This is a genomic window from Bdellovibrio sp. HCB185ZH (assembly GCF_047302455.1).
Classification (GTDB): domain Bacteria; phylum Bdellovibrionota; class Bdellovibrionia; order Bdellovibrionales; family Bdellovibrionaceae; genus Bdellovibrio.
The window spans coordinates 2,388,923-2,413,354 of sequence record NZ_CP178624.1 but is presented as its reverse complement, the minus strand read 5'-3'; the positions used below and the strand labels follow the sequence as shown (position 1 = coordinate 2,413,354).

General features: G+C 45.1%; 27 protein-coding genes. 19 read left to right on the top strand and 8 right to left on the bottom strand.

Features of this window, described 5'->3' with window-relative positions:
* The first annotated feature begins 1 nt into the window (after position 1).
* From ACLSU7_RS11830 to ACLSU7_RS11815, 4 genes are all read left to right on the top strand, one after another.
* Positions 2-790 (top strand): succinate dehydrogenase/fumarate reductase iron-sulfur subunit, encoded by a 789-nt coding sequence (locus tag ACLSU7_RS11830; protein ID WP_413292095.1) that lies wholly within the window; start codon positions 2-4, stop codon positions 788-790.
* A gap of 207 nt (positions 791-997) precedes the next feature.
* Positions 998-1,243: a hypothetical protein gene (locus tag ACLSU7_RS11825; protein WP_413292094.1), complete on the top strand. Its 246-nt coding sequence runs from the start codon at positions 998-1,000 to the stop codon at positions 1,241-1,243.
* Positions 1,244-1,420: 177 nt separating this feature from the next.
* The gene (locus tag ACLSU7_RS11820; protein WP_413292093.1) at positions 1,421-3,022 is read left to right on the top strand and encodes a S8 family serine peptidase; all 1,602 of its coding nucleotides are present in this window, start codon (positions 1,421-1,423) and stop codon (positions 3,020-3,022) included.
* Between the two features lie 134 nt (positions 3,023-3,156).
* Positions 3,157-3,717: a hypothetical protein gene (locus ACLSU7_RS11815; protein WP_413292092.1), complete on the top strand. Its 561-nt coding sequence runs from the start codon at positions 3,157-3,159 to the stop codon at positions 3,715-3,717.
* Here the strand turns inward: ACLSU7_RS11815 and ACLSU7_RS11810 are convergent.
* Together ACLSU7_RS11810 and ACLSU7_RS11805 are read right to left on the bottom strand one after the other, a co-directional pair.
* Positions 3,714-4,595 (bottom strand): alpha/beta fold hydrolase, encoded by an 882-nt coding sequence (locus ACLSU7_RS11810; protein ID WP_413292090.1) that lies wholly within the window; start codon positions 4,593-4,595, stop codon positions 3,714-3,716. The genes ACLSU7_RS11815 and ACLSU7_RS11810 overlap by 4 nt on opposite strands.
* A gap of 13 nt (positions 4,596-4,608) precedes the next feature.
* The gene (locus ACLSU7_RS11805) at positions 4,609-5,298 is read right to left on the bottom strand and encodes an FHA domain-containing protein (RefSeq protein WP_413292089.1); all 690 of its coding nucleotides are present in this window, start codon (positions 5,296-5,298) and stop codon (positions 4,609-4,611) included.
* Positions 5,299-5,444: 146 nt separating this feature from the next.
* Here ACLSU7_RS11805 and rpsF point away from each other — a divergent pair, with 146 nt between their 5' ends.
* The 4 genes from rpsF to ACLSU7_RS11785 all read left to right on the top strand — a co-directional run bounded on the left by rpsF (position 5,445) and on the right by ACLSU7_RS11785 (position 8,568).
* The gene (gene rpsF / locus ACLSU7_RS11800) at positions 5,445-5,891 is read left to right on the top strand and encodes a 30S ribosomal protein S6 (protein WP_142698452.1); all 447 of its coding nucleotides are present in this window, start codon (positions 5,445-5,447) and stop codon (positions 5,889-5,891) included.
* A 15-nt stretch (positions 5,892-5,906) separates the two neighbouring features.
* Complete coding sequence (locus ACLSU7_RS11795) at positions 5,907-6,794, top strand: DUF2232 domain-containing protein (protein WP_413292088.1); 888 nt, start codon at positions 5,907-5,909, stop codon at positions 6,792-6,794.
* Positions 6,795-6,838: 44 nt separating this feature from the next.
* On the top strand, positions 6,839-7,285 hold the full coding sequence (gene rplI, locus ACLSU7_RS11790; RefSeq protein ID WP_142698455.1) for a 50S ribosomal protein L9: 447 nt from the start codon (positions 6,839-6,841) through the stop codon (positions 7,283-7,285).
* A 197-nt stretch (positions 7,286-7,482) separates the two neighbouring features.
* A complete protein-coding gene (locus ACLSU7_RS11785; RefSeq protein WP_413292087.1) occupies positions 7,483-8,568 on the top strand; it encodes a S1 family peptidase in 1,086 nt (361 codons plus the stop codon).
* Positions 8,569-8,633: 65 nt separating this feature from the next.
* Here the strand turns inward: ACLSU7_RS11785 and ACLSU7_RS11780 are convergent, their stop codons facing one another.
* The 5 genes from ACLSU7_RS11780 to ACLSU7_RS11760 form a co-directional block, all read right to left on the bottom strand.
* Complete coding sequence (locus ACLSU7_RS11780; protein WP_413292086.1) at positions 8,634-8,837, bottom strand: hypothetical protein; 204 nt, start codon at positions 8,835-8,837, stop codon at positions 8,634-8,636.
* A 120-nt stretch (positions 8,838-8,957) separates the two neighbouring features.
* Complete coding sequence (locus ACLSU7_RS11775; protein WP_413292085.1) at positions 8,958-9,914, bottom strand: SDR family oxidoreductase; 957 nt, start codon at positions 9,912-9,914, stop codon at positions 8,958-8,960.
* Between the two features lie 17 nt (positions 9,915-9,931).
* Positions 9,932-11,347 carry a replicative DNA helicase gene (dnaB, locus tag ACLSU7_RS11770; protein WP_181605711.1) on the bottom strand — a complete coding sequence of 472 codons (1,416 nt, stop codon included), beginning with the start codon at positions 11,345-11,347 and terminating at the stop codon, positions 9,932-9,934.
* 244 nt (positions 11,348-11,591) lie between these two features.
* Positions 11,592-11,891 (bottom strand): helix-turn-helix domain-containing protein, encoded by a 300-nt coding sequence (locus ACLSU7_RS11765; RefSeq protein WP_061834327.1) that lies wholly within the window; start codon positions 11,889-11,891, stop codon positions 11,592-11,594.
* A gap of 43 nt (positions 11,892-11,934) precedes the next feature.
* Positions 11,935-12,573: a radical SAM protein gene (locus ACLSU7_RS11760; RefSeq protein WP_413292084.1), complete on the bottom strand. Its 639-nt coding sequence runs from the start codon at positions 12,571-12,573 to the stop codon at positions 11,935-11,937.
* A 137-nt stretch (positions 12,574-12,710) separates the two neighbouring features.
* Here ACLSU7_RS11760 and ACLSU7_RS11755 point away from each other — a divergent pair, with 137 nt between their 5' ends.
* The 11 genes from ACLSU7_RS11755 (at position 12,711) to ACLSU7_RS11705 (ending at position 23,129) form a co-directional block, all read left to right on the top strand.
* Complete coding sequence (locus ACLSU7_RS11755) at positions 12,711-15,128, top strand: DNA translocase FtsK (RefSeq protein ID WP_413292083.1); 2,418 nt, start codon at positions 12,711-12,713, stop codon at positions 15,126-15,128.
* 70 nt (positions 15,129-15,198) lie between these two features.
* Positions 15,199-15,774 carry a hypothetical protein gene (locus ACLSU7_RS11750; protein WP_413292082.1) on the top strand — a complete coding sequence of 192 codons (576 nt, stop codon included), beginning with the start codon at positions 15,199-15,201 and terminating at the stop codon, positions 15,772-15,774.
* A 3-nt stretch (positions 15,775-15,777) separates the two neighbouring features.
* The gene (locus ACLSU7_RS11745; RefSeq protein WP_413292081.1) at positions 15,778-16,632 is read left to right on the top strand and encodes a hypothetical protein; all 855 of its coding nucleotides are present in this window, start codon (positions 15,778-15,780) and stop codon (positions 16,630-16,632) included.
* Positions 16,616-16,831 (top strand): hypothetical protein, encoded by a 216-nt coding sequence (locus ACLSU7_RS11740; RefSeq protein ID WP_413292080.1) that lies wholly within the window; start codon positions 16,616-16,618, stop codon positions 16,829-16,831. The genes ACLSU7_RS11745 and ACLSU7_RS11740 overlap by 17 nt, the downstream gene beginning before the upstream one ends.
* Complete coding sequence (gene dapF / locus ACLSU7_RS11735; RefSeq protein ID WP_413292079.1) at positions 16,828-17,685, top strand: diaminopimelate epimerase; 858 nt, start codon at positions 16,828-16,830, stop codon at positions 17,683-17,685. Before ACLSU7_RS11740 ends, dapF begins: the two co-directional genes overlap by 4 nt.
* A complete protein-coding gene (gene dapA / locus ACLSU7_RS11730; RefSeq protein WP_413292078.1) occupies positions 17,682-18,566 on the top strand; it encodes a 4-hydroxy-tetrahydrodipicolinate synthase in 885 nt (294 codons plus the stop codon). The genes dapF and dapA overlap by 4 nt, the downstream gene beginning before the upstream one ends.
* Positions 18,563-19,246: a 4-hydroxy-tetrahydrodipicolinate reductase gene (locus ACLSU7_RS11725; protein WP_413292076.1), complete on the top strand. Its 684-nt coding sequence runs from the start codon at positions 18,563-18,565 to the stop codon at positions 19,244-19,246. Before dapA ends, ACLSU7_RS11725 begins: the two co-directional genes overlap by 4 nt.
* A gap of 2 nt (positions 19,247-19,248) precedes the next feature.
* A complete protein-coding gene (locus tag ACLSU7_RS11720; protein ID WP_413292075.1) occupies positions 19,249-19,758 on the top strand; it encodes a hypothetical protein in 510 nt (169 codons plus the stop codon).
* A 55-nt stretch (positions 19,759-19,813) separates the two neighbouring features.
* Positions 19,814-20,461: a fructose-6-phosphate aldolase gene (gene fsa / locus ACLSU7_RS11715; RefSeq protein ID WP_142698471.1), complete on the top strand. Its 648-nt coding sequence runs from the start codon at positions 19,814-19,816 to the stop codon at positions 20,459-20,461.
* Positions 20,461-20,898, top strand: coding sequence for a hypothetical protein (locus tag ACLSU7_RS11710; protein ID WP_413292074.1), 438 nt, complete (start codon positions 20,461-20,463; stop codon positions 20,896-20,898). Before fsa ends, ACLSU7_RS11710 begins: the two co-directional genes overlap by 1 nt.
* A gap of 149 nt (positions 20,899-21,047) precedes the next feature.
* Positions 21,048-23,129 carry a hypothetical protein gene (locus ACLSU7_RS11705; protein WP_413292073.1) on the top strand — a complete coding sequence of 694 codons (2,082 nt, stop codon included), beginning with the start codon at positions 21,048-21,050 and terminating at the stop codon, positions 23,127-23,129.
* Here ACLSU7_RS11705 and murD read toward each other — a convergent pair.
* Positions 23,119-24,423 carry a UDP-N-acetylmuramoyl-L-alanine--D-glutamate ligase gene (gene murD / locus ACLSU7_RS11700; RefSeq protein ID WP_413292072.1) on the bottom strand — a complete coding sequence of 435 codons (1,305 nt, stop codon included), beginning with the start codon at positions 24,421-24,423 and terminating at the stop codon, positions 23,119-23,121. The two genes, ACLSU7_RS11705 and murD, sit on opposite strands and share 11 nt — an antisense overlap.
* Positions 24,424-24,432 lie beyond the last annotated feature (9 nt).

The following is a 24,432-nucleotide window of genomic DNA, read 5'->3' as shown; positions in this document are numbered from 1 at the left end:
AATGAGTGGAAAACATATCAATCTGACTTTGAAAGTTTGGAGACAAAAGGGAGCTAAAGACCAAGGCTCTTTCGTTGAATACCAAGCAAAGAATGTTTCTGAACACGCTTCATTCCTAGAGATGCTAGATGCTGTGAACGAAGAGATCGTGGCAAAAGGCGAAGAGCCCATTGCATTTGACCATGATTGCCGCGAAGGTATCTGCGGTACTTGCGGTTTCGTGATCGATGGTGAAGCACACGGTAAGTTGAAAGCGACAACAGTTTGCCAACTTCACATGCGTAACTATAACGACGGCGAAACTTTGACAATTGAACCGTTCAGAGCAAATTCATTCCCGGTTATCAAAGACTTGATGGTAGATCGTTCCGCGTTCGACCGTATCATTTCTTCCGGTGGTTACATTTCTCAAAATACAGGAAACCCACAAGATGCGAACGCAATCTTGATTCCAAAAGCAGATGCTGATGAAGCGATGAGTTCAGCAACATGCATCGGTTGTGGTGCGTGTGTAGCGGCTTGTAAGAATGCTTCTGCAGCCCTATTTACTTCTGCAAAAATCTCTCACATGGCTTTGCTTCCGCAGGGTGCTGTTGAAAAAGATGAACGTGCTTTGCGCATGGTTGCGGCGATGGATGCTGAAGGTTTCGGTGCTTGTACAACGACGGGCGCTTGTGAAGCTGCTTGTCCTAAAGAAATTCAGCTGACGAACATCTCTCGTATGAACCGTCAGTTCTTGGGAGCGGTCTTGACTCAAAGACCTAAACACAAAGACGGTGGCGCTGGTTAACAGCCTGGTGCTAGTATTAGTTCCTAAAATAATATGTAATATTAAGGGGTTCAGTTCGCTGAGCCCCTTTTTTTGTACTTATTTTTAACCTTTAAATTCCGCATCATTGGTCCGTCTTAATGAGAGACGCAACCTCGACCTTCATCTGTGATTTTCTTCTAAAGCTCGAACATCAAACTTCCGAAAACTAGACCAAGGATTGGGCTTATGAAGAAGATTGATCAACTAATGGCAGAACTTGGCTTCAATAAAAATGCGCCCGATAGCGTGAAGGAAGCCTTTATCAAACATCTTATTAAAGTTTCAGAAGGCGTAAATGTTGTTACTCCCTCTGAAAAAAGAGAGATGGCCCAGAACCCAGAAAAGATTGTGCAGTTTAAATTGCCAGAACAAATGAGCTTCGGATTCGCCGACGAAAAATCGCCTCGTCCACCTAGACCAAAGACGGGTTAATCGCTTCCGTCTTCTCTCCTTTTCAGCAACTTTGTATATGGACAATGGTCTAGGTTTCGCTGTTGACTCCAAAAACAAATAAAATCCTGACTTTCCGATTGGTACCATTTTGGAACTGGAGGACCACCCGGCAATTTTTGCCGAGACTTTCCTCCTGTACCCATCAAGGAGGGATTTATGAGAGGGCTTATTGGAAGAGCCGTGCTCGGTTTGTTCGTTTCTGCTAGCGCTTTCGCTGCTAAACCTGAAGCTGTGCCTGGTGAATATATCGTTCAATTGAAAAATCAATACGCGGTTCAGTCGACACAGGTTTTGAGTCAGCAACTGGGTGCATTCGTTAAAGAAACAATCCCGGACATGAACATCGTGGTTATCAAAAGACCTGTGTTCGAACTTACTGACAGCGTGATCAAAACGCTTTCACAAAATCCACTAGTAGATATCGTTGAGCCTAACTACATCTACCGCATCAACAAAACTCCTAACGATCCAATGTTCACGCGCCTGTGGGGCATGAACAATACTAAGACTGCTGGTATCGACATCGGCGCTCTTCAAGCTTGGGATATCACGACGGGTTCTCAGGATGTTTTGGTTGCGGTTATCGATACTGGTATCGACTACAACCATCCAGATCTTAAAGACAACTTGTGGACGAATGCAGCTGAGTTAAACGGTCAAGCCGGCGTAGACGATGACGGCAACGGTATCGTTGACGATATCTACGGTGCTAACTTTGTAAAAGCTGAAAAACCGACTGGCAATCCAATCGACGATCACGGTCACGGTTCTCACTGCTCTGGTACTATCGGTGCTAAAGGTGATGATGGTAAAGGTATCGTCGGCGTTAACTGGAATGTTCGCTTGATGGGCGTAAAATTCTTGTCTGCTGATGGTTCTGGTTCGCTTGAAGGCGCTCTTAAAGGTATCGACTATGCGGTCAGCATGGGTGCGAAAATCCTTTCAAATTCTTGGGGTGGCGGTGGTTACTCTGAAACTTTGAAACAAGCTATCCAAAGAGCTAACGACAAAGGTGTTCTTTTCGTAGCAGCTGCGGGTAACGAATCAAACGATAACGACGCTAATCCTACATACCCAGCAACTTACGACATTCCAAACGTACTTGCGGTAGCAGCGATTGATGACGGTGGCCGTTTGGCTTCTTTCTCGAACTACGGCAAAACGAAAGTTCACGTAGCAGCTCCGGGCGTAAACATCTACTCTTCCATTAAAAATGGTGGTTACGATTCTTGGTCTGGTACTTCAATGGCAACACCTCACGTATCTGGTATCGCAGCTCTTCTTGCAGCTAACGAACCAAACTTGACGGGCTTACAACTTAAAGAGCGCATCATGGCCACAGCGAAACCAGTTCCTGGTCTTCGTGGAAAAGTTCGCACAATGGGTATCGCAAATGCATACTCTGCTTTGACAAACACGGTGGCTCCACCAGATGTAAACGATCCAGTTAACTGGCAAACAGTTTCTGCAAGCGTCTCCTCGGCGCACCCTTACGCAAGCAAAACAAACGCGACTTTCGAAGTAAGAGCAGCGGGCGCAAAACAAATCGCGATCTACTTTGAAAAATTCGATACAGAACGTGATTACGATAAAGTTGAAATCTATGATTCAACTGGTAAATTGGTTCAAACTTTGTCTGGTAAAGCTGATGATACGTTCTCCAGTGTGATCGAAGGTGACTCTGCGAAAGTAGTATTCACTTCTGATGATTCTGTAAACCGTTACGGTTTCGACATCACTAAAATTGCTTTCCGCTAGTCTGGGAACAATTCAAATCAATAAAGCCATCACGTCTTAGCGTGGTGGCTTTTTGTTTTTAGTCATACGCGCTTGCTCAACGCTGCCTTTTCAAGCCCTGGCGCCGATAATAAGACTTATCGACGGAGGTTTGCATGCAGCCCGAAATAGAGCGCAATAAGATCAATACCAAGAACAATGCTGGCAAAAAAACAAGCATTCGTGGTCGCCTCAGAGATGAATACGACATTCAAAGTGAAACAATCAGAAAAGGTCAGCTTGAAGGCGTGCTTGAGCGCAAAACTTTTGCTCAAGAAACCAGTGTCTTTGTCGGCACAGCCTTAGTCGTCTTTGGCTTTGTGGGTTTTGTTGTGGATAACCTGTTAGGTGCGCATCTTTCACCTGCACACAATGTGATTCACTTGGTGGCGGGAGCGCTGTTGGTGTGGTTTGGTTTTAACAGCGAGCAAAGAGCTAAAAAGTGCTCTTTGATTTGTGGATCTTTTTTTGGAGTTTTGGGCGTGCTTGGATTTATTGTCGGAACACCAGGGATGCCAAGCGTGGGAACGCTAGTTCGTGATGATTCATTGTGGTTGTTGTCACCTGAGCAGCTGGAGTTTGGATCTAAAGATCACGTGATCCATTTGGTTTTGGCGGCAGCACTTGTTGGCGGAGCTTTGATGAAATTTCGCCGACTTCGTCGCGAGGAGATCTAATCCTCGCGCACGCCCTCTTGCAGAAATTTTTCAATTTTTAAATTCGTATAATCTGGAAAATCCAGCTGAGTACAGTGCGAACCATAAGGCACGAGTACGAATTCAGAGTGTTTGATTTTTTCCTTTAAATGATATTGAAAACGAATCGGAGTGACGGCGTCTTTCTCTCCCGAGATAACCAGAACCGGCACTTCAATTTTTTCCAGGATACTTTCGCCATCGAATTTCATCAGCTCTTCAAAAAACGAAATGAAAACTTTTAAGTTCATGCGGGCCACTCCCCGACAATAAACCTCGATGTCTTTGAAATGTGTCACGCGCAGATTGAAACCACCAGCAAGAGCTGCAGCATACATTGCCAAAGGATTATCTACGGCAACTTTCCACAGAGTATTCCACAAGTCGGGTTGGTTTTCGTACTGTGCTTTGACGAAATAAAAAAACGGTTCAATCACATCCAGACCGAACATTCCCTTGATTGGATTTCGTGCGAAGCCATTAATGAATGTCATCGAGCGAATCACTTCAGGATTTGAGGAATAAAGATTCAATAAAATCGGCGCGCCAAAACTATGTCCCGCAAAATGCGCGCTTCTGATATTTAAATGCTCAAGCAAGCCCAAGATGTCTTTGCTAAGAGCATCCAACGTAAGCTGACTCATATCCACGATCGGTGTGCTTTTGTGGTGACCCCGTAGATCAAAGGCGATGACCTGATAGTTCTTAGAAAAATATTCGATCTGATAGTGCCAGTGATTGATCAAGCAGGCGATACCATAGATCAATACCAGAGGCTCACCCTGCCCATGAGTTTCGTAATAGATGGAAGTGCCATCATAGCTTTCAAATGTACCGATGCTTTTTGGCGTTGTTTCCATAAGACCTTCTTAACTAGAGATAAGAGACTTTAATCAACGTGTTGCCAACAGAGATCATATCTCCATCCGAGAGCATTTCGGCAGACACTTTCTTATTATTAAGAGTCACCCGCCCCGTTGCCAAAACTTTTAACTCCACCTGGCCTGGTCCCGCAATAAGTTGGAAGGCGTCGCGAGGCGCGTCCACATCCAATAATTCCACGTCCAACGAGTCTGCCCCGGCAGTTCGGGGGCCGTACCCTAAAATAATTTCCTCATCGGCTTGAATCCCACGAAGAAACGTTAACTTTAAAGCTGGGGAAAATCTTTGCAGCTCTTGCGGTGGCTCGGAGTTTTGGATTTGCAACTGAGGGACCGTAGAGCTCACAATGTTGCGCCAAGTCAGAAGGCGTTCAAAACTGCTCGCTTGCTCTTCCTCAACCGTGATCACTTTAAACTGGGTGCGCCCGATCTCAAAGATAACCCCTGGAATTAACGCGACTTTTTTCACACGGCGACCGGAAATATAAAGCCCGTTGGAGGAATCCAAATCCAGCAGCACCAACTGCCCTTTTCCATCTAGCGCGATTTGCGCATGTTTGCTGGAAACCTTGGGGTCCTTCACAATGATGTCGGCATTGGCTCTTCCCATAGTCATTCCATCCGTCAGTTGATGCCGGGAGCCTTCGTTTACGCCGTTAAGAACCTCAATAAATGTGACCATTTAGGTATGATAGGGCTGGATTCGGGCGAATCAAAGGACTATTCCTTGTGCTCAAACTTAAGGCGTGCTAAACCCGTTAAACATTTTAAAAAGTCATCCTTGTTCCCACCCCTGTATGGTGGGGGCTTTAACCGAAAGGATTATACATGGAAACTAAAAACACTATGCCTTACGAGGTTGTTGTTCTTATGCATCCAGATGCAACTTCTGAAGATCAAAAAGATCTTTTCAAGAAGAACAAAGCAACTATCGAAAACTTCAAGGGTTCTATCAACTCTCTTGAAACTTGGGGCAAACGTAACTTGGCGACTCCAATCGGCAAGTTGAAAAAAGCGATCTACTTCCACTCTACATTCGAAGCTGACACTCAAGCTATCGCTGAGTTGGAACGTACTATGCGTATCAACGACAAAGTACTTCGCTTTATGCATACTCGCCTAGACGAGCGTGTATCTTTGGCTAAATTCATGGAAGGCTTCAAAAAAGGTCTTTCTGAATCTGCTGCTCGTGAAAAAGAGCGCGAAGCTAAAATGCAAGCACGTAAAGCTGCGTTCGCTGCTGCTAAAGCAGACCGCGCTGAACGTGGTGAGTAATTAAGGGCGTAAGCCATGAAGAAGTCCGCGTCTCCACAGAAATTCATCACAATTTCATCTCTCTCGATCTTGTTGTCGATGATGACTGTGATTTTACACGCGCCCCTTCTTCGTGTGCTCCGTCAGGCTTTCGGTCCTTGGGCCTTTTGGATCCTGGGACTGGCAGTAACAGGGGCTGCGTGGCTCCTCAACGCTCAACCTTTAGCGATGTTTATTGGCTCCGTTTGGATGACTTTAGGGGTATACAATGAACTTGAGCAAAGAGGCCTTGGGTGGTGGCTATCCGGTATTCTGAGTGTGTTGCTCGGGACAGGTGCTGCAAGCATCTCTCTTTACGGCGCATTCAAAGTAAATGGGATTAACACGTACGCTGAAGTTCAAAAGCTGGTCGAACAATTTATTGAGCAGGTTCAGACAATGAATCCCGCTGTTAAATTGGACGCTTCAGTTCTGATGCAGCAAGTTCCATCAGCCATTGCTATCACTCTGATTTTAGCATTAGGTGTGGGATTAATTTTTGAGAGAAGGGTTTTTTCGTGGCTCAATTTGCCCCGCGAGAAAATTGCCTCTCAGCTCAAGTTGTCGGAATATCGTCTGCCTGATTTTTTCATTTGGGTAGCGATGACAGCCTTCCTTCTGACAATGGTGAGTTTTGGCGGTAAGGCCATTGCGATCCTCGCAGTAAATATTGTGAACGTAGCACTCGTTCTTTATTTTTTTCAGGGGTTAGCAGTGTTGGAGGTATTCCTAAATTCGATTAAGGCAGGCACTGTCACTCGAGTTTTGGTGTACATAATCTTGGTCGGCCAGTTGGTACTTATTTTGAGTATCGTTGGTTTGATCGATTACTGGCTGGATTTTAGAAGTCGCATTCGTAAGATGACGGCTCCAAAAGCTAGCTAAATTAACTACACTTCGACGCTGTCGAAGTAGTTTATGGAGATCACATGAAAGTTATTCTTCAAAAAGACGTAAAAGATGTAGGCCGTGTTGGTGAGTTGGTGAACGTTTCTGAAGGTTTCGCAAGAAACTTCTTGTTCCCACGTAAATTGGCTGCTGAAGCTACAGAAAAACGCGTTAAAGAGTACGAACACTTGAAACGCGTTGCTGAGACTAAAAAGAAAAAAGCATTGGCTGAACGCCAAGAGCTTTTGAACAAAATCAACGGCACAACTGTATCCTTCAAATTGCAAGCTGGTGCAGACTCTGACAAGCTTTTCGGTACTGTAACAACTACAGATATCTCTAAAGAGCTTCAAAAAATGGGTCACTCTATCGACCGTCGCGATATCCACTTGGAAGAGCCAATCAAAGTATTGGGTCAACACAAAGCGGTTATCCGTTACGCTGAAGGTTTGGAAGCTAAGATCCAAATCGCAGTTGAGCGCGCATAATTTACAATTAGTACGCATAACTATGAAAAGGCCTCGGGAAACCGGGGCCTTTTTCATTTGAGAAACGTGTTCTTTTTGTTTTGCAGCCGGAATTTTTTGTCAACTTTACTATAACGTAATCTTATAGGTCGCATCGAATTTTTTATATTGCCCTGGTTCCAAAATGGGTGTTTAAAGAGCGCCATTGGAGGGGTTCCATGAACACAATCAAATCTCTTAAGTTGGCTTTATCTTTGGGTGCATTAGCGACGATCGCAGCTTGTACTCCAAACAAATCTGCATCTCTTAAGTCAGGCAACAACTCCGGTATTATCGGTGGTGAAGCTGTAGCTCAAAACGATATCATCAGAAAATCGACTGTATCTATCGTTGTGAACGTTTTGACTCAAGACAACCAACAAGGTCAGTTCCTGTGCACAGGTTCAATCATCGCTGACAATATGATTCTTACAGCTGCTCACTGTATCCCTGGTACAGAGTACAAAAAAGCGGCGATGTTCGTAGTATTCGCAACAGATCTTAATAAAATGACGAAAGACCAAATCAAACCAGTTACTGGTGTTGTTGTTCACAACCAATACGGTGAAGGTGATGCGCGTCTTCGTGCAACGATTGAAAAGCTTAAAAAAGCCGGCAACCCAAATGGTGATGGCGTAGATCTTTCTGATCGTGACCAAGGTGCTGATAACTACGATCTAGCAGTTATCAAAATCGAAGGTAAAGTCCCAGCGGACTACCAAATCGCTAACATCCTTAAAGATGAAACGATCTTGAAAAACGGTGCGAACGTAACTCTTGCTGGTTACGGTTTGACGAACGTTAAAAAAGAACAAGTTGATCTTAAAAAGTACCCGGATCTTGATGCAGCTATTGCTAGCGGTCAGATCGCTTGTACTTACGACAAGAAAACTTGCTACATCCTGACTCAAGAAAACGAAAACATCTTGAAAAAAACTGATGTAGGCGTGATTCAACCATACGGTGATACTGAAGTTGCTTTGGATCAATCTCAAGGCAAAGGCGCTTGCCACGGTGACTCTGGCGGTCCAGCGTTCATCAACGTAGGTGGAGTTGAATACCTTTGGGGTGTTACAAGCCGCGGTACTGGTAAAGATGGTATCGACGATTGCTCAAACTACGCGATCTACACGAAAGTAAACGCTGAATGGAACTTCATTTCTGCAGCGATGAAACAATTGAGCACTTCTGTTAAAGAAGACGTTCAAACTCAAGAAGCTCCAGCTGATTCTCAAGAAGAAGCGGCTCTTGACTACGAAATCTAATTTTTAAATTTAAAGATTAAATACGAAAGGCCTCGGGAAACCGGGGCCTTTTTGCATTTTACGCGTTAAGCGGATTTGATTTCTTCTTCGTTCGCGAGTTCCAAGAACACCTGGTTCAAGTAGTCGGCCATGATTTCTCTTAGTTGGTCGATAGTCATCTCTTCTGCGTTCGTTCCATGCGCAGTCATCAGTTTCTGTAGCTCATTCGCTACCGGGTCCTGGGGAAGTCCTGTGGCTTCAACCACGACTTGGGCTAAACCCTTTTCCATCGTTGCCTCCGTGCTCGGTATAGGCGCGATCCATGCGCCTATGTCTTTTCGACCCTTCCACTCAATCAAGGGGTTAAAATATCCTCAATCGAAAAAAGAATATGTGGCCTTTGGTCTAGCCTAGCCCTGATTAGGAGGGCTGATTTTGGATTGGCGACGGTTCGAATGTTTTTTGCCCCAGTGTTTGGCGTTCGGTAAAAACCAATACAGCACAGGAAGCAAAATGCGGCGTGGAAGAAGTCGGCGAATATAATAAAACACCGTCGCATCTAACGTCGCAGGAATCCATAAAGAGGGATTTTCAGTTTTGATCGTTTTGATAATCAGTTTAGCAATTTTATAAGCCGACGAACGCGACATGCGCATCATCTTAGCCACGAACGGTGTCATGTTCTGATAAAAATCGCAGTAAGGTCCATCCCAGTTATGGGCGGGATCTGACAATTCCGAGTGATAAACATTTTGGAAGGAATTGCTGTTCACAAAACCCGGTTGAATTAAAGAAACCTGCACACCAAAAGGCCTCATCTCGTACCACAAGGATTCACTCGCGCCCTCGAGTGCATACTTGGAGGCGGAATAAGAAGACATAGTTGGCATCGCAAGCATGCCAGCAACTGATGATACGTTGATGATTTTACCACGGCCTGTTTCGCGCATATATGGAAGCACCCGGCGAATCAAACCCATCGGCCCCAGATAGTTTGTTTCCATTTGCAGAAGTTCATCTTTCGCAGTCATGTGCTCGATAACGGAGCGATACGAGATACCGGCGTTATTCACCAAGATATCCACACCACCCCATGTTTTATTCACGTGATTGATAAGCTCTTTGCGCTCTTCTTCTTTGGTGACATCGAGCGGATAAATCATAAAGCGATCATTTTCTAAAAACTGATCATGCAATTTTTGAATGCTTTTTTCACGGGCGGTCGCAACCACGCGGTATTCGGGATGTTCGTTGTAAAGCAAGCGAGCGAGCTCCAAGCCAATACCATTCGAACAACCCGTCACGAGAACGACAGGTTTAAAAGTCTGAGGAATATTTCTGCGGTGATAACGTGAAAAAGGCCACATACGTGGCCCTTATTATCCTAGGCCGGAGCTCCAGGAGCAAAGTTTTTCGGTCTGCCACCTGGCATCGGAGGTGGTGCCTGTGGAGGAGGAAGAGAATTAACCCCTGGTCCTTCATTCTCAGCATCTTTAAAGCGGGAGTGTTTCGCGTCGAAGCGAAGTTTAACGGTACCTGTGGCACCATTACGCTGCTTACCAACGATAACTTCCGCATGACCTGCTTTATCTGGATCTTCCTTATCGTAGTAGTCATCACGATAAAGCATCATGATAACGTCGGCATCTTGTTCGATCGATCCGGACTCACGAAGGTCAGAAAGCATCGGACGACGGTCCGCACGACCCTCTACCCCACGATTCAGCTGGGCTAGGGCGATGATAGGAACCTGAAGTTCCTTGGCAATAGCTTTTAAGCTTTTAGAAATTTCCGCAACCTCTTGCTCACGCGAAGAGAATTTTTGCTTCATGCTCATCAACTGCAAGTAGTCGATCATGATGCAATCAAGTCCGTGTTCTGCCTTCAAACGACGCGCACGGGAGCGGATCTCGAACGGTGACATCCCTGGAGTATCATCGATAAAGATTCCGGCCTCAGAAAGGGCGCTGGCCGCGTTAATCAGCTTGGGCCAAGCAGAGTCCTGGATCTTACCGTTACGGATCTCATTCATGTTCACACGCGCCTCAGAGGACAACATACGCATCATCATCGCTTCCTTACCCATCTCGAGAGAGAAGTAAGCAATAACCTTTTTAGCGCGAAGGGCGATGTGTTGGGCAACGTTCAGGGAGAAAGCTGTTTTACCCATGGAAGGACGAGCGGCGATGATCGTCATCTCACCTGGGTGAAGTCCCGATGTCATCTTATCAAGCTCAGTAAAGCCTGAAGGAAGACCGGTAACGTCAGCTTTGCGTTTGTAAAGCTCTTCGATTTTTTGGATGGAAGCCTTAACGATTTCCATGGAGCCCACAAGACCTGTTGCCTGTTTTGTTTCAGACAGTTTAAAGATTTCGCTCTCCGCCTGATCCATAAAGGATTCAACGTCGACGAAATCTTGATCATAGGCGCGCTCGATCAATTTGCTGTTGGTCGTGATCATTTTGCGCAACATGCTTTTCTCGCGAACGATTTTCGCGTGAGAACCAATGTTTGCAGATGAAATTGTTTTATCCAAAAGACCGATCAGATATTCAGGTCCTCCGACCATATCCATGGAACCTTCGGCTTGAAGCACGTTGGTAACAGTGATGATATCGATCGGTTGATTTTTACTGTGAAGATCTTTGATTGCAGCGTAAATTTTTTGATGTGATGGCTTATAAAAGTCCTCAGCAAAGAGAACGTCACCAACTTGATCGAGAGCTTCTCGATCAAGCATCAAGCCGCCCAGAATGGACTGCTCGGCATCTAGATTCTGCGGCGGAATGCGAGTACTCATAAAACACAACCCCTCGTGCCCTGAACACCGGTTTGATTTGAAAAACCGCCATCCCCAGCGTTGCTTGTCGTCGGCATACCTTCAGTATGCCTTCCTTCGCGCGCCTTGTGGCTGTCAGTTTTTGAAATCAAACCTATTTTAGCGAAACCCCAAATTTATAATAAATTGGGGAGAATAAAATTGCGAGGCTTAACTGGGTGGTGGTTCTAGATGGCTCGCTGGTGCTAAATTTTAGAACGAATTATTAGTTCAATTTTTTAACACGAATTTTGTAGTTATCAATTTTCTTCTTAAGAGTGTTGCGATTGATGCCAAGCATCTGAGCAGTTTTAACTTGGTTGCCATTGTAGGCGCGTAGAGCAAGCTCAAGTAGCGGTTTTTCAACTTGTTCGATAACAACATTGTACAAACCGTTCAATTCTACTTGCGCCTCTTTTTGTTGAGCAAAAAGAACTTCAAGTTTGCTTTTAACAAGCTTTTCCAAGCTTACAGACTGAAGGTTAGCGACAAAAAGATTATCAGAACTGTTAAGGTTCGGCGTCATGGAACTCCCGGAATTACATCAGTGCGTGGGTTTTTGGAGTAAACTATACTCCGCGTGTTTCGGGAGACCAAATATACTTATGCAGTTGCAATTGCAACCTTGCAGATGATTTTTGCTGCAATATTTTTTCTGCCAACCAGCGTTCAGACACTTGGGTGTATGATGGGCTGTATAAAACCACAAATTTTTCGAACAATTTGTGTTGACGACAGAAATTTTCAGACCAGTTGAAGTCTTCCTCAGAACAGATCACGAACTTGTATTCCGTGCTGGGAGTAGAATGCGCGATGTTCTCCATCAAGAAAGAATCTGCGGCACCACTGTCGGGAGTTTTCACATCCAAAATAATTTTTACGCGTGGATCAACTGCAGCAATATTTTTAGAACCGGAAGTTTCCAAAGAAACTTTGTAACCTTTGTCGCTCAACTCTTTCATCAAAGTATGAACTTCTTTTTGCAACAACGGTTCGCCACCCGTAATGCAAACATATGGAGCTTGGTGTGAATCGATCTCTTTGATGATCGCTTCCAAAGACTGCATTTCGCCTTCATAGTAGGAATACTTTGTATCGCAATATGTGCAACGCAGATTGCACGCAGTCGTGCGCACAAACACCGTAGGATTCCCTACGTACGTTGTTTCACCTTGGATACTATAAAAAATCTCATTAATTTTAAGCATTCTTACTGGCTCTTTGTCTTGGAGGCCCCGCGCCACTCTGTGCGAGGCAGGTCCGTACTTGTACCCTCCTCCAGTCCTAAGTCAAGGTTGTGCTTCCCGAGCATGACTAACCCAGCGAAATTTCGTAAATTTTTTAAATGAACCAATTCCTCAAAAAGTTCCGTCAAGACGTCACTGCTATCTGTTTTTTGGGCCTAGGTCTTTTTATCACCCTGTCCTTGGTAAGCTACAACCCTCAAGACCCATCCCTTAACTCCATTGGGCAAGGACTAAAAGCCCTGAATTACTGCGGAATTGTGGGCAGTTTCCTGGCGGATGGGCTTTACCAGCTTTTTGGATTGGCTGCCTGGGTGATCGTGGCAAGCCTTGCCCGCATGGCGTTTGCGGCCTTTAGAGGCGAATCCCTGAATATTAAAAACATTCGTTTTGTGTGGGCCCTATTGTTGATCGTCGATGTGGCGGCCTTGCTTTCGATTTATATGCCGACGACTCGTCTGTTCCAGAATCAAATCGCTTTAGGTGGAATGCTGGGCATGGGAGTGTCTTCTGCTCTCATGCGCGCTTTCGCGTATGCCGGCGTGCAGGTGATTTTGTGGACGTTCATGGCAGTACTGGTCGTTTTCTATTCCGAAAAAACTTTGCAAGAACTTGCTGAAGTACCGCAAGAATTCTTTGCGATGCTTAAGAAAAAGAAGGTCGGCGATCGCATCGCCGGTTTCTTTGGTGGCGCCTTTGTAAACGAAAAGAAAGCAGCTCCTAAAAAAGACAAGAAAAAAGACGAACCTAAAAAAGCCTTCCCTCTTGCTGACAAAAAATTTGTAGGTAAAGACGAAGAGGAAGAAGACGACAAAGACTTGAAACTTCTTCTGGATGCAGCTGAGGAAGAAGAAGAAGAAGAGGACGAAGAAGAAGACGAAGAGCTTTTTGCAGACGCCGATTCTGATGAGGACGAAGAAGAGGAGGAAGATGAAACTCCGGCACTTCGTATGGCGCAAAAACGCAAAGTGGTGATGAAAGCAAAACCACCTCGTCGTATTGAAAACTGGGAAATGCCAAAGTTGGCGTTGCTTGAAGACCCACCAGTTTCTCGTATCAAAATTGATAAGGCCGAGATTCAAAGAAAAGCCGATGCATTGGTTGAGAAACTTAAAAACTTCTCGGTTGAAGGTTCGATTCAAGATGCGAAACCAGGTCCACTGGTTACGATGTATGAATTTAAACCAAATGCGGATGTTAAGATCTCTAAAATTTCTGAACTTGAAGATGACTTGTCTCTGGCACTTTCTTCGGAATCCGTGCGCGTGGTGGGTCACATTCCAGGAACAGATGTCGTCGGTATTGAAACTGCAAACTTAAAGCGTGAAACAGTTTACTACAAAGACTTAATCGCAGAAGACAGTTTCTGGAGTGAAGACTTGGCGTTGCCAATGGCTGTGGGTCGTACGGTGGATGGTGAACCGAAAGTTGTAGACTTGCGCAAGATGCCTCACTTGTTGATCGCGGGCACGACGGGTTCTGGTAAATCCGTATTTGTCGGATCTATCATCACAGGCTTGTTATTCCGTCACTCCCCTAAAACTTTGCGCTTGGTTTTGATCGATCCAAAAATGGTCGACTTGGCTCCGTTCGCAACGGTTCCTCACTTGGCAATTCCTCACGTGACCGAACCGAAAAAAGCCGCGACCGCTTTGAAGTGGGCCGTGCGCGAGATGGAAAAACGATATAAGTCGTTGTCTAAGTTTGGGGTTGGTAAAATCGAAGCGTTCAATGAAAAGACCGGTGGTCTTTCAAAAGATGAAATTGAACAGCACGAAAAAATCAATCAAGAGCTGGAAGAAGGCAAAGCAAAACTTGATCAGTATTACTATCAGCCACTTCCTTACGTGGTGATCGTGGTGGATGAGCTTGCGGACTTGATGATCACAGAAAAGCAAAATATCGAAGAGCCAATTCAGCGCTTAACACAAAAAGCCCGCGCCTGCGGAATCCATTTGATCTTAGCAACTCAGTCTCCACGTAAAGACGTTGTGACGGGGTTGATTAAAACAAATATTCCGGGTCGTGTTGCTTTGAAGGTTGCTTCAAAAATGGACTCCAGAATTATTATCGATGACTCCGGCGCAGAACGTCTTCTTCCGAATGGTGACATGTTATTCCAGGCACCTGGCATCGGGAAACCAACTCGTCATCATGGACCGTATTTGAAAGATGCCGAGATTGCTAATGTCGTAAAACATTGGGCATCACAGGGTGAACCAGAGTATGACCCACTCGCAATGAAAGCACTTGATGGATTTGCCGGAGATGGCGCTGAAGCTGGCGATGGAGATGGTGGTGGCTTTGGTGAGGAAGAATACGATGAGCGTTATGACGAAATCCTTTCCTGGGCCTCTGCTCAAAAGGAAATTTCGGCATCACTGATCCAACGTAAATTCCGTTTAGGTTATCCACGGGCCGCTCGAATGATTGAAATTTTCGAGAAAGAAGGAGTTGTAGGACCAGCGAACGGCAGCAAGCCGCGTCAAGTCCTCATCTCTTCTTACCGAGAAACTTAATAGAAGCTTGCTAGTCCTCCTTTGGTCGTGCTGCAATAGATAGCAACAAAACCATCAAGGAGGATTTTTTATGATCAAAGCAATTATTGCTACTCTTGCACTAACTTTTTCAGTTTCTGCATTCGCAACGCCATCTGTAGCTGACGTAGTAGTTCAGGCTCAATTGCCTGCTATCGCTGAACAAGCTCAAACATTGGGTTTGGACTGGAAAGTTGGCGACACTGCAAACTACAACCTAGATATGGGTGGATTCATCAAAGGTAAAATGGTGATGTCTGTTAAATCTATCGGTGCTGATGGCATCTGGATGCAACAAGATATGGATCTTGGCTTCGCTGGTAAACAAAACGTAGAAACTCTTATCGATCCAAACACTGGCGCGGTTAAAAAAATGATCGTGAACGGTAAAGAGCAAGAAGTACCTAAACAAGACGTTGAAGTTGTCGACATCAAAGAAGACAAAATCACAGTTCCAGCTGGTACATTTGAGTGCGTTCACGCAATCCTAAAAGACAAAAAAGACAACTCCGAAATCAACGCGTGGATCAACCCACAATTGATTCCAATGTCTGGTTTGTTGAAACAAGTTGCTCCAAGCCAATTCGGCCAAGTAACTGTTGAATTGACTTCTTTCTCTAAAAAGTAGTTCATGAAGTCGATCTTCTTAAAAGCCGCTCTGGGAGCGGCTTTTTTATTACCATCCCCTGCCTTTTCTCAGTCCAAAGCTGAGACCTACAAAGATATTATCGAAAAAGCCTACAACCTAAGTTTGCAAAAGGATCGTCAACAAGCTTTGAACATCCTGAATGCAGCTATTGCGCGTGATTCCCGACCGTTAGCGCAAGCGGAATTAAAAAAAGCTGCCCTTGATGTGGCCCACGTTTTCTTTAGCGACAAAGCCCAACAGCTTTATGAAACTTCTCTTTCGCTAAAAAAATCCGATTTGAATCAAGCTATTTCAAAACTTAACGAAGCCCAAAGAATTGAACCTGATAATTTGACTATCATCATCGAGGCTGCGCGCCTGCAGATCGCTAAGAATGATTGTTCGAATGCCCAGGAAGGCTTGGTGAAGGCTTTAAAGCTGGTTCCTTTTGATGAAGATCTAAGACTTGCCAACGCTCAAGCTCAAGTTTGCAGCGGTTCCTGGTTGGAGTTTGCTAAAAACCCTGAGTCCGTAGATGCGAAAAAGTCCTCATTTCAAAAATATTGGATGGTCCTGACGGTTGAGCACCAGTTGAAGTTGAAAAACCTGACGAAGGCTTCTGAAATTTCGGCCGGTTTGATGAAGTTGGAGCCTAAGTATCCTGAAGCCAGCTATTGGAGCTGGAAGGTTTCGCAAGCATTGAAAAAGAGCAATGTCGAATTAGGTCAGAAATACGTGATGGCCTGCAAAAACATTTCAGCGAGCCAGTATAGACAGTATATGATAGATCCCATGCTTTGTCGCCGTACCACTGAGGTCGAAGGCGATATCAAGGGGATGAATGGAACCACTGAATAAATCCATATTGTTTTTTCTGATCAGCGCATTTATTGCTGGTTGTGGAGTGAAGGGCGCACCCCTTCCACCACTCACCCCTCCTCCATTGGGACGTGGGGAGCCGACTTATTCAGATGCCACCCGCAAGGCCAAACAAAAAGCTCGTCCTGTAAATCAAGATAACGAGGAAGCTCCAGGCAACTCAGGGGGCGATCAGTGAATCATTTGCTTCCAGTGAAAATCACGAAAATGTCGGGTGCAGGAAATACCTTTGCATTCGTCGACGGTCGTGGCACTTCAAGCTGGAAGGACATCGAAAAACATCTGGGGAAATCGCGACCGGAGATTGCAAAACTTGTTTGTGATCGCGTTCTGGGTATCGCAACAGATGGATTCATTGTTATCCAAGATGGTTCCGAAGGCTTTGATTTCGATTGGGATTTTTATAACTCAGATGGTTCGACCGCCGAAATGTGTGGCAATGCCGCACGCTGTGCTGCCCGCTACTGTTACCAACATATTGGCAACAAAGAACACGCGAACATTCGTTTTAAAACCGGGGCTGGATTGGTCACAGCGCAGATTTTAGGAAATGGCAAAATTCGCGTAAAGATGCCAGAGGCTCGCGTCGTGAAAAACCCGATCGAGCTGGAAACGCGTTCGAGCGTAAAAGAGAAATTTACCCTGGTAAATACCGGCGTTCCTCATTTGGTTCAAAAGATTCATGCTTTTGTTGATTCAGTAAACCTAAAGGATCTGGCTCGCGAGATGAGATCTCATGAAAGTCTTAAGCCAGCTGGAGCGAATGTAACTTTCTATGCCGAAGACGAAGTTGGTAAGGTAAAGGCCGTGACCTTTGAGCGTGGAGTAGAAGACTACACTTTGGCTTGCGGTACGGGCGCTGTAGCTGCCGCGTTGGTCAGCTCATTGGAAAATCATTTAAAAGAAATCGAAGTACAAATGCCCGGGGGAGTGATGGAAGTCCACTTCTTTGACGGCGACCCAAAACCACTGTTGGTGGGTGATGCTGTTTTTGTTGGAGACTTCCAATACAACCTTGAGGTGGTACGATGAGAAATTTCAAAGGCACATTCACGGCACTTTTGACGCCATTTAAAAATGGAAAAATCGATTATCCATCTTTGGATAAAATGATAAAGCACCAATTGGAAAACGGTGTTGATGGATTCGTGATTAACGGTACGACTGCTGAAAGCCCTACTCTGACAGAGACAGAAAAAGCGGAATTGTTTAAACATGCACGTAAAGCAGTTGGTGCAAACGTTCCTTTGATCATGGGAACGGGATCTAACGATACGGCAAAAACTATTGAAGATTCCAAAAAAGCAGAAGCCTTAGGCGCTGATGCAATTTTGGTGGTTGTGCCCTACTATAACAAACCGCCACAGCGTGGATTGTTCGCTCATTTCAAAGCTATTGCTGAATCGGTCAAGATTCCTACGATCCTGTACAACGTTCCCGGCAGAACTATTACCTCGCTAGCGCCAGAAACTGTCGCTGAACTTGCTAAGGTAAACGGTGTTGTGGGAATTAAAGAAGCTTCTGGAAAAATGGACGTGGCAGAGCAAATCATCAAAGCGTGTGGCAAAGAGTTCGTTATGCTTTCGGGTGATGATGGCACTTATGTTGATTTCTTAAATTGCGGTGGCCATGGTGTCATTTCAGTAGCCTCTCATGTTATTCCTAAACAAATGGTGCAGTGGAAAAAATGGGTTCAAGATGGGAAGCTTGCTGAAGCTAAAGCAGATATTCAAAAATACATGAACTTGATTGATCTGTTATTTGTTGAGGCGAACCCTATTCCCGTGAAAAAAGCTGTGCAGCTAATGGGCTTGGTTGATTCTGCTGAAATGCGTTTACCCTTGATGGAGCTTACTCCCGAGCATACGGAAAAATTAAAAATGGAAATGAAAAAAGTGGGAGTGCTTGCGTGAAAAAATTGAAAGTGGGACTTGTTGGAGCTAGCGGTCGCATGGGTCGTGAGATCGCTGAGGTCATAAATGCAAGTCCTGCATGCGATGTGTTTTACACTTTGGGCCGCGATAAAAAAGTAGATCACAAGCTGGCTGAAAAAGTGGATGTCTGGATTGATTTTTCCTCGCCAGAAGCTTTACCCGAAGTATTAAAAACCGCCTCCCGTCACGGAACTCCTGTCGTGTGCGGGACTACGGGGTTTAGCAAAAAAGAAAAGTCTCTTTTGGAAAAAGCCAGTAAAGAGATTCCGGTATTGTGGGCTTCGAATATGAGCATGGGTGTGGCGGTTTTGAATGAAGCACTGAAAGTGTTTTCATCGATCGCAAACTTTGACTATCAGATCGAGGAATTTCATCACATTCGCAAGAAAGACAAGCCCTCTGGCACAGCTATTACATTGCAGGAAAATCTTGAAAAAGCTGTTAGCAAGAAATGTCCGGAACCATTGGCGATTCGCGGTGGAGGCATTTTCGGTATTCACAAAGTCCATGCCATGAGTGAAGAGGAAGTTATTACCTTCGAACACTCTGCTTTAAATCGAACGGTTTTTGCAAAAGGCGCCGTTCGCGCGGCTGAGTGGTTAGCAAAACAGAAAAAGCCAGGTCTGTATCAGATTCGCGATGTTTTGTTTGGTAAGTAATAATGTCCAGCGCTTTACATAATTCTCTTATTTCAGTGACTCTGGATCTTATGGGTGGCGAAGAAAAAGCCCGTGAGCTTTTACATAAAATTTCTGAATGCGGAGAGATCCTGAATGTCTCTTCGATTTATAAGCGCTACACCAGCGATGCAAAAAACGATCTGAGTGCGCGCATTGAATTCGTCCTTCGCTTTGAAACCATGATGAGCGTTGAGCAGCATTTGCATTTGGTTTTATCCTTGTGTGATGAGGGTTCATCGGGCTTAGTGCAAAGAAGTCATGTGGAAATGATTTTGCTCGCTTATGATGACATGATCTTGATGTCACCTCGCCTAACTCTGCCTTATCCGCAGCTTCATACAGATGCTCTTATTATTCGCTGTGCGGCAGAGGCCTGGGGTCAATATGAGCATCCAATTTATCAAAAAACCCTGAGTGAAATTTCAAAAACTGCAAGAACCGCGCGGGATGCAGAGTTCTATAAACAGGGTAAAAGCCTTATTGATTTTTAGTCTCCGCCAACGTACAAATTTAGGGGTTCTATTGTGACCTTAAATTGGAGATTTCATGAAGTTTTTCATCGATACAGCTGATATTGAAGAAATTAAACAAGCCAACCTTCGCGGTTGGGTTGATGGCGTAACTACAAATCCGTCTTTGATTGCAAAATCAGGTCGCGATTTCCACACTGTTATCAAAGAAATCTGCAAAGAGATCTCTGGTCCAGTTTCTGCTGAAGTGATCAGCTTGCAGCACGAGGAAATGGTTCGCGAGGGTCGCGAGCTTGCAAAACTTGCTGACAACGTTGTGGTTAAAGTTCCGATGACTGAAGATGGCATGATCGCAGTTAAGAAATTCACTGCGGAAGGCATCAAGACTAACGTCACGCTGGTGTTTTCTCCACTTCAAGCACTTTTGGCGGCTAAAGCTGGTGCTTCCATGGTTTCACCATTTGTAGGTCGTTTGGATGACATTGGATCTGATGGCATGGAGATGGTTAATCAGGTTATCCAAATCTACCAAAACTATGATTTTGCTACGGAAGTTTTGGTGGCGTCGGTTCGCTCGCCAATGCATTTGCAATTCGCAGCTCAAATGGGCGCGGATATTGCGACTATTCCGTTTAAGGTTATGCAAGGCATGACTCATCATCCTCTTACGGACAAAGGTATTAAATTGTTCATGGATGACTGGAACAAGGTTCAAAAGAAATAATGAAATCTCAACTACTGATCGCCTTAGTCTTTTCTATTTTTCTTGCCGGATGCCAAACATCCGGTGTGCTTCTTAGAGAAACACCGTTGGGAGTTAGTGAAACACGCAAGGTGATCATGTCAGTTATCGGGGAAGTTCGTGAGGTCAGTGAAAACGGCCGCGAGCTTTTCTCCAAGTATTACGACCGAAAAGGCAACCCCATCCAAAGTATGGATATGGCTAAGGAACGCTATTATAGCCATCTTATTGTACTTGGCGACCGTCGCCCCTACGACATCTCTGTTGAAGTGATGGTCGAGGCTAGGGATTCTGATGGCGGCTGGGAGCTGGTGGACCGCGATGATCACAAAGCCCAAGTGCTTGCCGACAAGCTGAAAAAGGCTCTTAACCAAAGTCGTGACTCACGTAACGTCATTGACGACTTCCGTAGCTTCTAAATACCATAAAAGAGTAGCCAATTTGGTAATTACTCCGGCGGAGCTGGAGTTCGTTCAAGGGGAGTACGTTGCAAGGAATGCGACTTAAACGGTTGATACCGTTTGCTGTGCTAGCTGGATGCTTTGCATGGTCAAGCCATACAGGTGGTTTGAAGTACATCCCTATTTACGAAGGCCTTACAATTCGTGCGCAAAAAAGTTCTCCTCCGCATGTGGCATTCGAAGAAACAATTCGTCCAAATTCAAATTTTAGTGAATGGAATCATTTTCAATCCATGATGCCAGTGGCATTGGGGGTTGAAAAAAAGTCTCCGGACCTATTCGCGAAAAAAATCGTCCTCGCTGAGATGACGATTCAAAAACAAGTTGAAACTGTTGCGACGACTGTTCGTAGTGACGCCACTTCAACTGGTGTTGGTTATAGTGCTGATGATGCTTGGATGTCGCAACTTTCAAATGCCCAAAGAAACCGTCTGCAGGCTGCGCAAGTTCGTAACGATGTTTTAAATCATGACTGGCAGCAAGAACCATCATGGGCTGAATCAGCTGCCGCGGCTTTAGAACAATCGGGTCTTATCAACTCTCGCGGAGATGTTTTATCTCCAAATGCAAAAAAAGGCGTCGCTGTAAGTGGAGCACGTGGGGAATCTTTGGATCGCCCTTCAGTTCAGCGTTCGACGGCTTCCGATGTTCATCAAAATGACTATGCATCTGCTGGAAATAGCAACGGTGGAAGCCAGTCATTCGTGGGCGGTTCCAATGAATCATCTGATGTAACGACGGGTGTTCGACGCATCGTTGGTCCTATTGAAATCACAGGCGGCCTGGCTGTGACGAATGAACATCATATTGAAATTCGTCGTAATGACGAAGGGGTTCTGAAAGAATTAGGCCGCGTTGATCTGGTTAAAGGCACTTACAATATCGAAGTTGAGCAAACGACAGGTACCGTGGTTGCCCGCCTGGTGAATAAAGAAGGCAAAACAATGGGTGAGGGCAGTTTCCGTCTGAACCGTTTGGTTGCGGGAACTCAAAACCTGCTTTCTGGTCCAAAAATCAAAGTTGAACCACATCCTGATTATACTGTCGCATTGACGGGTGCTTATAATTCAAAAGCAAATGATGCGGCTCCAGCGCAAACCCGCGTGACCTTTGTTAAAGGTGTCAGTGATGTGAAAGTGAACCGTGAAGGTATCGCTTCCATGGAAAATGTCACCCGCGGATCTTCGACAGTGATGAGGGCTGCGGCTCCAAAGCATTTAGAAACCACCAACTTGATAGTCTCCGGTAAAGAGTCTCGTTCGACACTTTATCCTGAATCTATGGTGAATGCCTTGATGGATATCATCGCTCAACATAGAAATGAATCTTATGACGGGGCCCCTTCTCTGATTTGGGGTAAAGTTATGCTCGATGGAAAACCAGTGGCTGGCATCGATGTCACCGTTGAAACAGCTCCGGATTTGAAACCAATTTATTTTAATCAGTTTATGATGCCGGATATGAACTTAACTAAAACCAGCGACAATGGTCTTTATGCTTTTGTTCAAGTGCCGACTGGATTCCACTCTTTGTTAGCTACAAGATCCGATTCCATCTTTGGTTACGTAAATGTCGTTTCTGAAGAAGGCGCCGTGGCTCAGGGTGATTTGGAAGCGACTATGAAAAACGAGTCGGTTCCTTTAAGAGTTTTCGATGCGTTTAATGGTGAACCCATTGCTGCAACGATCACCATGCAGTCCCTGCCCGAGGATCTCTCTGTGCCGACGGGTTCTGCATCGATCAGCCTTCCACATTTGAATCGCTTTGGTCTGACCCGCGTGAATGCAGACAGTGCTGATTATATCCCTGCCCGTTACGTCTATAATGACAACGATGATTTCATCCACATCCCGCTGGTTCGTTGGGAGTGGTTACGCGCTATTAAAGCTTTCATGAAGATCAACGAAGCTCCAAAATCGGGGTTGATTGTTGGTTTTGTTCCGGACGAAGACTTTGAAGTTTTCTTGGCTGCCTACGATAACTTTAATCAGCAGGATATCGTCTACTTTGATATGCAAGGTCGTATCCTGCAAAACCGCAAAGGCGCAGCTGGCGGTGGTTTCGTAATTTATAACGTGCCAGAAGATACTCACGAAGTGGTCGTCACTGGAAGCCGCACGCAAAAGATTTATTCTCGTGTGGTTCCTGTGGATGCAAACTCCCTGTCGGTACTGAATTTTAGAGAGTAGAAAACTCGGATACTTTCTTTTTAAAGAAATCACCACGATCTTCAAAAGATTTGAATTCATCAAGGCTTGTTCCGCCCGGACTCAACAGCACTGTATCTGCCGCTTTTACTTTTGAAAAAATGTAGCCGATGGCCTCATCTAAACGAGCAAAACTATTGCCCTTCAGTTGGGATTTGCTTTGGGCCACAGCTCGGCACTCGCCGAAAAATACAAATTCTGTGCGAGGCATTTTAGAAAGCGAAGACAGTTGCTCCCAAGGAAGATTCTTGTCTCGGCCACCTAAAAGCAAAAACAACACGCCGTCAGGATTGAGTGTATCTGCAGCGGCGGTGGCTGCGATCATCACACTATCCAGAGCCGTGGCCTTGCTGTCGTTGATAAAGCGCACACCCTTAACCTCACCCAGATTTTCCAAACGATGGCTTAGGCCTTTAAAGTTTTTCATCGCTTCAATGGCCGCCGTTGGCCAACCGCAATCCAGGGCAAGAGTTGTCGCCAACGCCATGTTATCTTGATTGTGTTGTCCAATCAGTTGCGCTTTTTGCAGTTGATATGATTGAAGATTGGAATCTTTTTTAGAGACGACTTTGACTTGGGTTGAAGGTGTTTTTGCTTTCGAATACTCAATAAGATCGCCGCCCTCAGAATTTAAAAGCATTTTGTTCTTAGTGATTCCCAGGATGCTCCACTTTGTTTGATAGTAGTGCTCGATGCTGTCATATCGTTCCAAGTGATTGGAAGTAAGATAAGTGATCGCGGAATAATCCAAAGACAACAACTCACAGTTTTCCAGCTGATAACTGGAAAGCTCCAAGACCACCCAGTCAGCAACAGGGCGTTTTTTTTCCACGACGTCAGAGGCATAAGTGGCAAAAGGAATACCCAAGTTCCCACCAACAAATCCTGTTTTTGAAAAGCCCTCAAGACCGGCTTGAAGAAGAGAAACAGTGGTGCTTTTCCCCACTGAACCCGTCACACCGATTAATTTTTCCGTGGTTAAACATGAGCACGCCAAAGTGATTTCACTGGTAATTCGAATTTCCTGATTTTTTGCGTCTTTGATCCAAGCAGATGCCAAGGGAACGCCAGGAGAAACGACAAGAGTCTGGGGTTTTCCCTCAGACATGAGTTTATTTGAATCCTTGAAGTCAGCAGAATCCAATTTTCCATCGAAAGTTAGAATGTGTTCCGGTCTGATACCGCAAGAGATAAGCAAACGTTTCGCGGCGTCTCCGCTTTTACCCATACCTACGATAGCGATTGGTGTCTTCAGGTTCTTGATATATTGGCTCATCTGGCAGAT

What these genes read in the sequence shown, in the direction of transcription:
- ACLSU7_RS11710 (WP_413292074.1), top strand. Translation starts at nt 20,461, where the DNA reads ATGAAATCTCAACTACTGATCGCCTTAGTCTTTTCTATTTTTCTTGCC.
- dnaB (WP_181605711.1), bottom strand. Translation starts at nt 11,347, where the DNA reads ATGAGTACTCGCATTCCGCCGCAGAATCTAGATGCCGAGCAGTCCATT.
- ACLSU7_RS11720 (WP_413292075.1), top strand. Translation starts at nt 19,249, where the DNA reads ATGTCCAGCGCTTTACATAATTCTCTTATTTCAGTGACTCTGGATCTT.
- ACLSU7_RS11810 (WP_413292090.1), bottom strand. Translation starts at nt 4,595, where the DNA reads ATGGAAACAACGCCAAAAAGCATCGGTACATTTGAAAGCTATGATGGC.
- ACLSU7_RS11745 (WP_413292081.1), top strand. Translation starts at nt 15,778, where the DNA reads ATGAAGTCGATCTTCTTAAAAGCCGCTCTGGGAGCGGCTTTTTTATTA.
- ACLSU7_RS11755 (WP_413292083.1), top strand. Translation starts at nt 12,711, where the DNA reads ATGAACCAATTCCTCAAAAAGTTCCGTCAAGACGTCACTGCTATCTGT.
- ACLSU7_RS11750 (WP_413292082.1), top strand. Translation starts at nt 15,199, where the DNA reads ATGATCAAAGCAATTATTGCTACTCTTGCACTAACTTTTTCAGTTTCT.
- ACLSU7_RS11830 (WP_413292095.1), top strand. Translation starts at nt 2, where the DNA reads ATGAGTGGAAAACATATCAATCTGACTTTGAAAGTTTGGAGACAAAAG.
- rpsF (WP_142698452.1), top strand. Translation starts at nt 5,445, where the DNA reads ATGGAAACTAAAAACACTATGCCTTACGAGGTTGTTGTTCTTATGCAT.
- murD (WP_413292072.1), bottom strand. Translation starts at nt 24,423, where the DNA reads ATGAGCCAATATATCAAGAACCTGAAGACACCAATCGCTATCGTAGGT.
- ACLSU7_RS11740 (WP_413292080.1), top strand. Translation starts at nt 16,616, where the DNA reads ATGGAACCACTGAATAAATCCATATTGTTTTTTCTGATCAGCGCATTT.
- rplI (WP_142698455.1), top strand. Translation starts at nt 6,839, where the DNA reads ATGAAAGTTATTCTTCAAAAAGACGTAAAAGATGTAGGCCGTGTTGGT.
- ACLSU7_RS11760 (WP_413292084.1), bottom strand. Translation starts at nt 12,573, where the DNA reads ATGCTTAAAATTAATGAGATTTTTTATAGTATCCAAGGTGAAACAACG.
- ACLSU7_RS11785 (WP_413292087.1), top strand. Translation starts at nt 7,483, where the DNA reads ATGAACACAATCAAATCTCTTAAGTTGGCTTTATCTTTGGGTGCATTA.
- ACLSU7_RS11825 (WP_413292094.1), top strand. Translation starts at nt 998, where the DNA reads ATGAAGAAGATTGATCAACTAATGGCAGAACTTGGCTTCAATAAAAAT.
- ACLSU7_RS11805 (WP_413292089.1), bottom strand. Translation starts at nt 5,298, where the DNA reads ATGGTCACATTTATTGAGGTTCTTAACGGCGTAAACGAAGGCTCCCGG.
- ACLSU7_RS11820 (WP_413292093.1), top strand. Translation starts at nt 1,421, where the DNA reads ATGAGAGGGCTTATTGGAAGAGCCGTGCTCGGTTTGTTCGTTTCTGCT.
- ACLSU7_RS11815 (WP_413292092.1), top strand. Translation starts at nt 3,157, where the DNA reads ATGCAGCCCGAAATAGAGCGCAATAAGATCAATACCAAGAACAATGCT.
- dapA (WP_413292078.1), top strand. Translation starts at nt 17,682, where the DNA reads ATGAGAAATTTCAAAGGCACATTCACGGCACTTTTGACGCCATTTAAA.
- ACLSU7_RS11765 (WP_061834327.1), bottom strand. Translation starts at nt 11,891, where the DNA reads ATGACGCCGAACCTTAACAGTTCTGATAATCTTTTTGTCGCTAACCTT.
- fsa (WP_142698471.1), top strand. Translation starts at nt 19,814, where the DNA reads ATGAAGTTTTTCATCGATACAGCTGATATTGAAGAAATTAAACAAGCC.
- ACLSU7_RS11775 (WP_413292085.1), bottom strand. Translation starts at nt 9,914, where the DNA reads ATGTGGCCTTTTTCACGTTATCACCGCAGAAATATTCCTCAGACTTTT.
- ACLSU7_RS11780 (WP_413292086.1), bottom strand. Translation starts at nt 8,837, where the DNA reads ATGGAAAAGGGTTTAGCCCAAGTCGTGGTTGAAGCCACAGGACTTCCC.
- ACLSU7_RS11795 (WP_413292088.1), top strand. Translation starts at nt 5,907, where the DNA reads ATGAAGAAGTCCGCGTCTCCACAGAAATTCATCACAATTTCATCTCTC.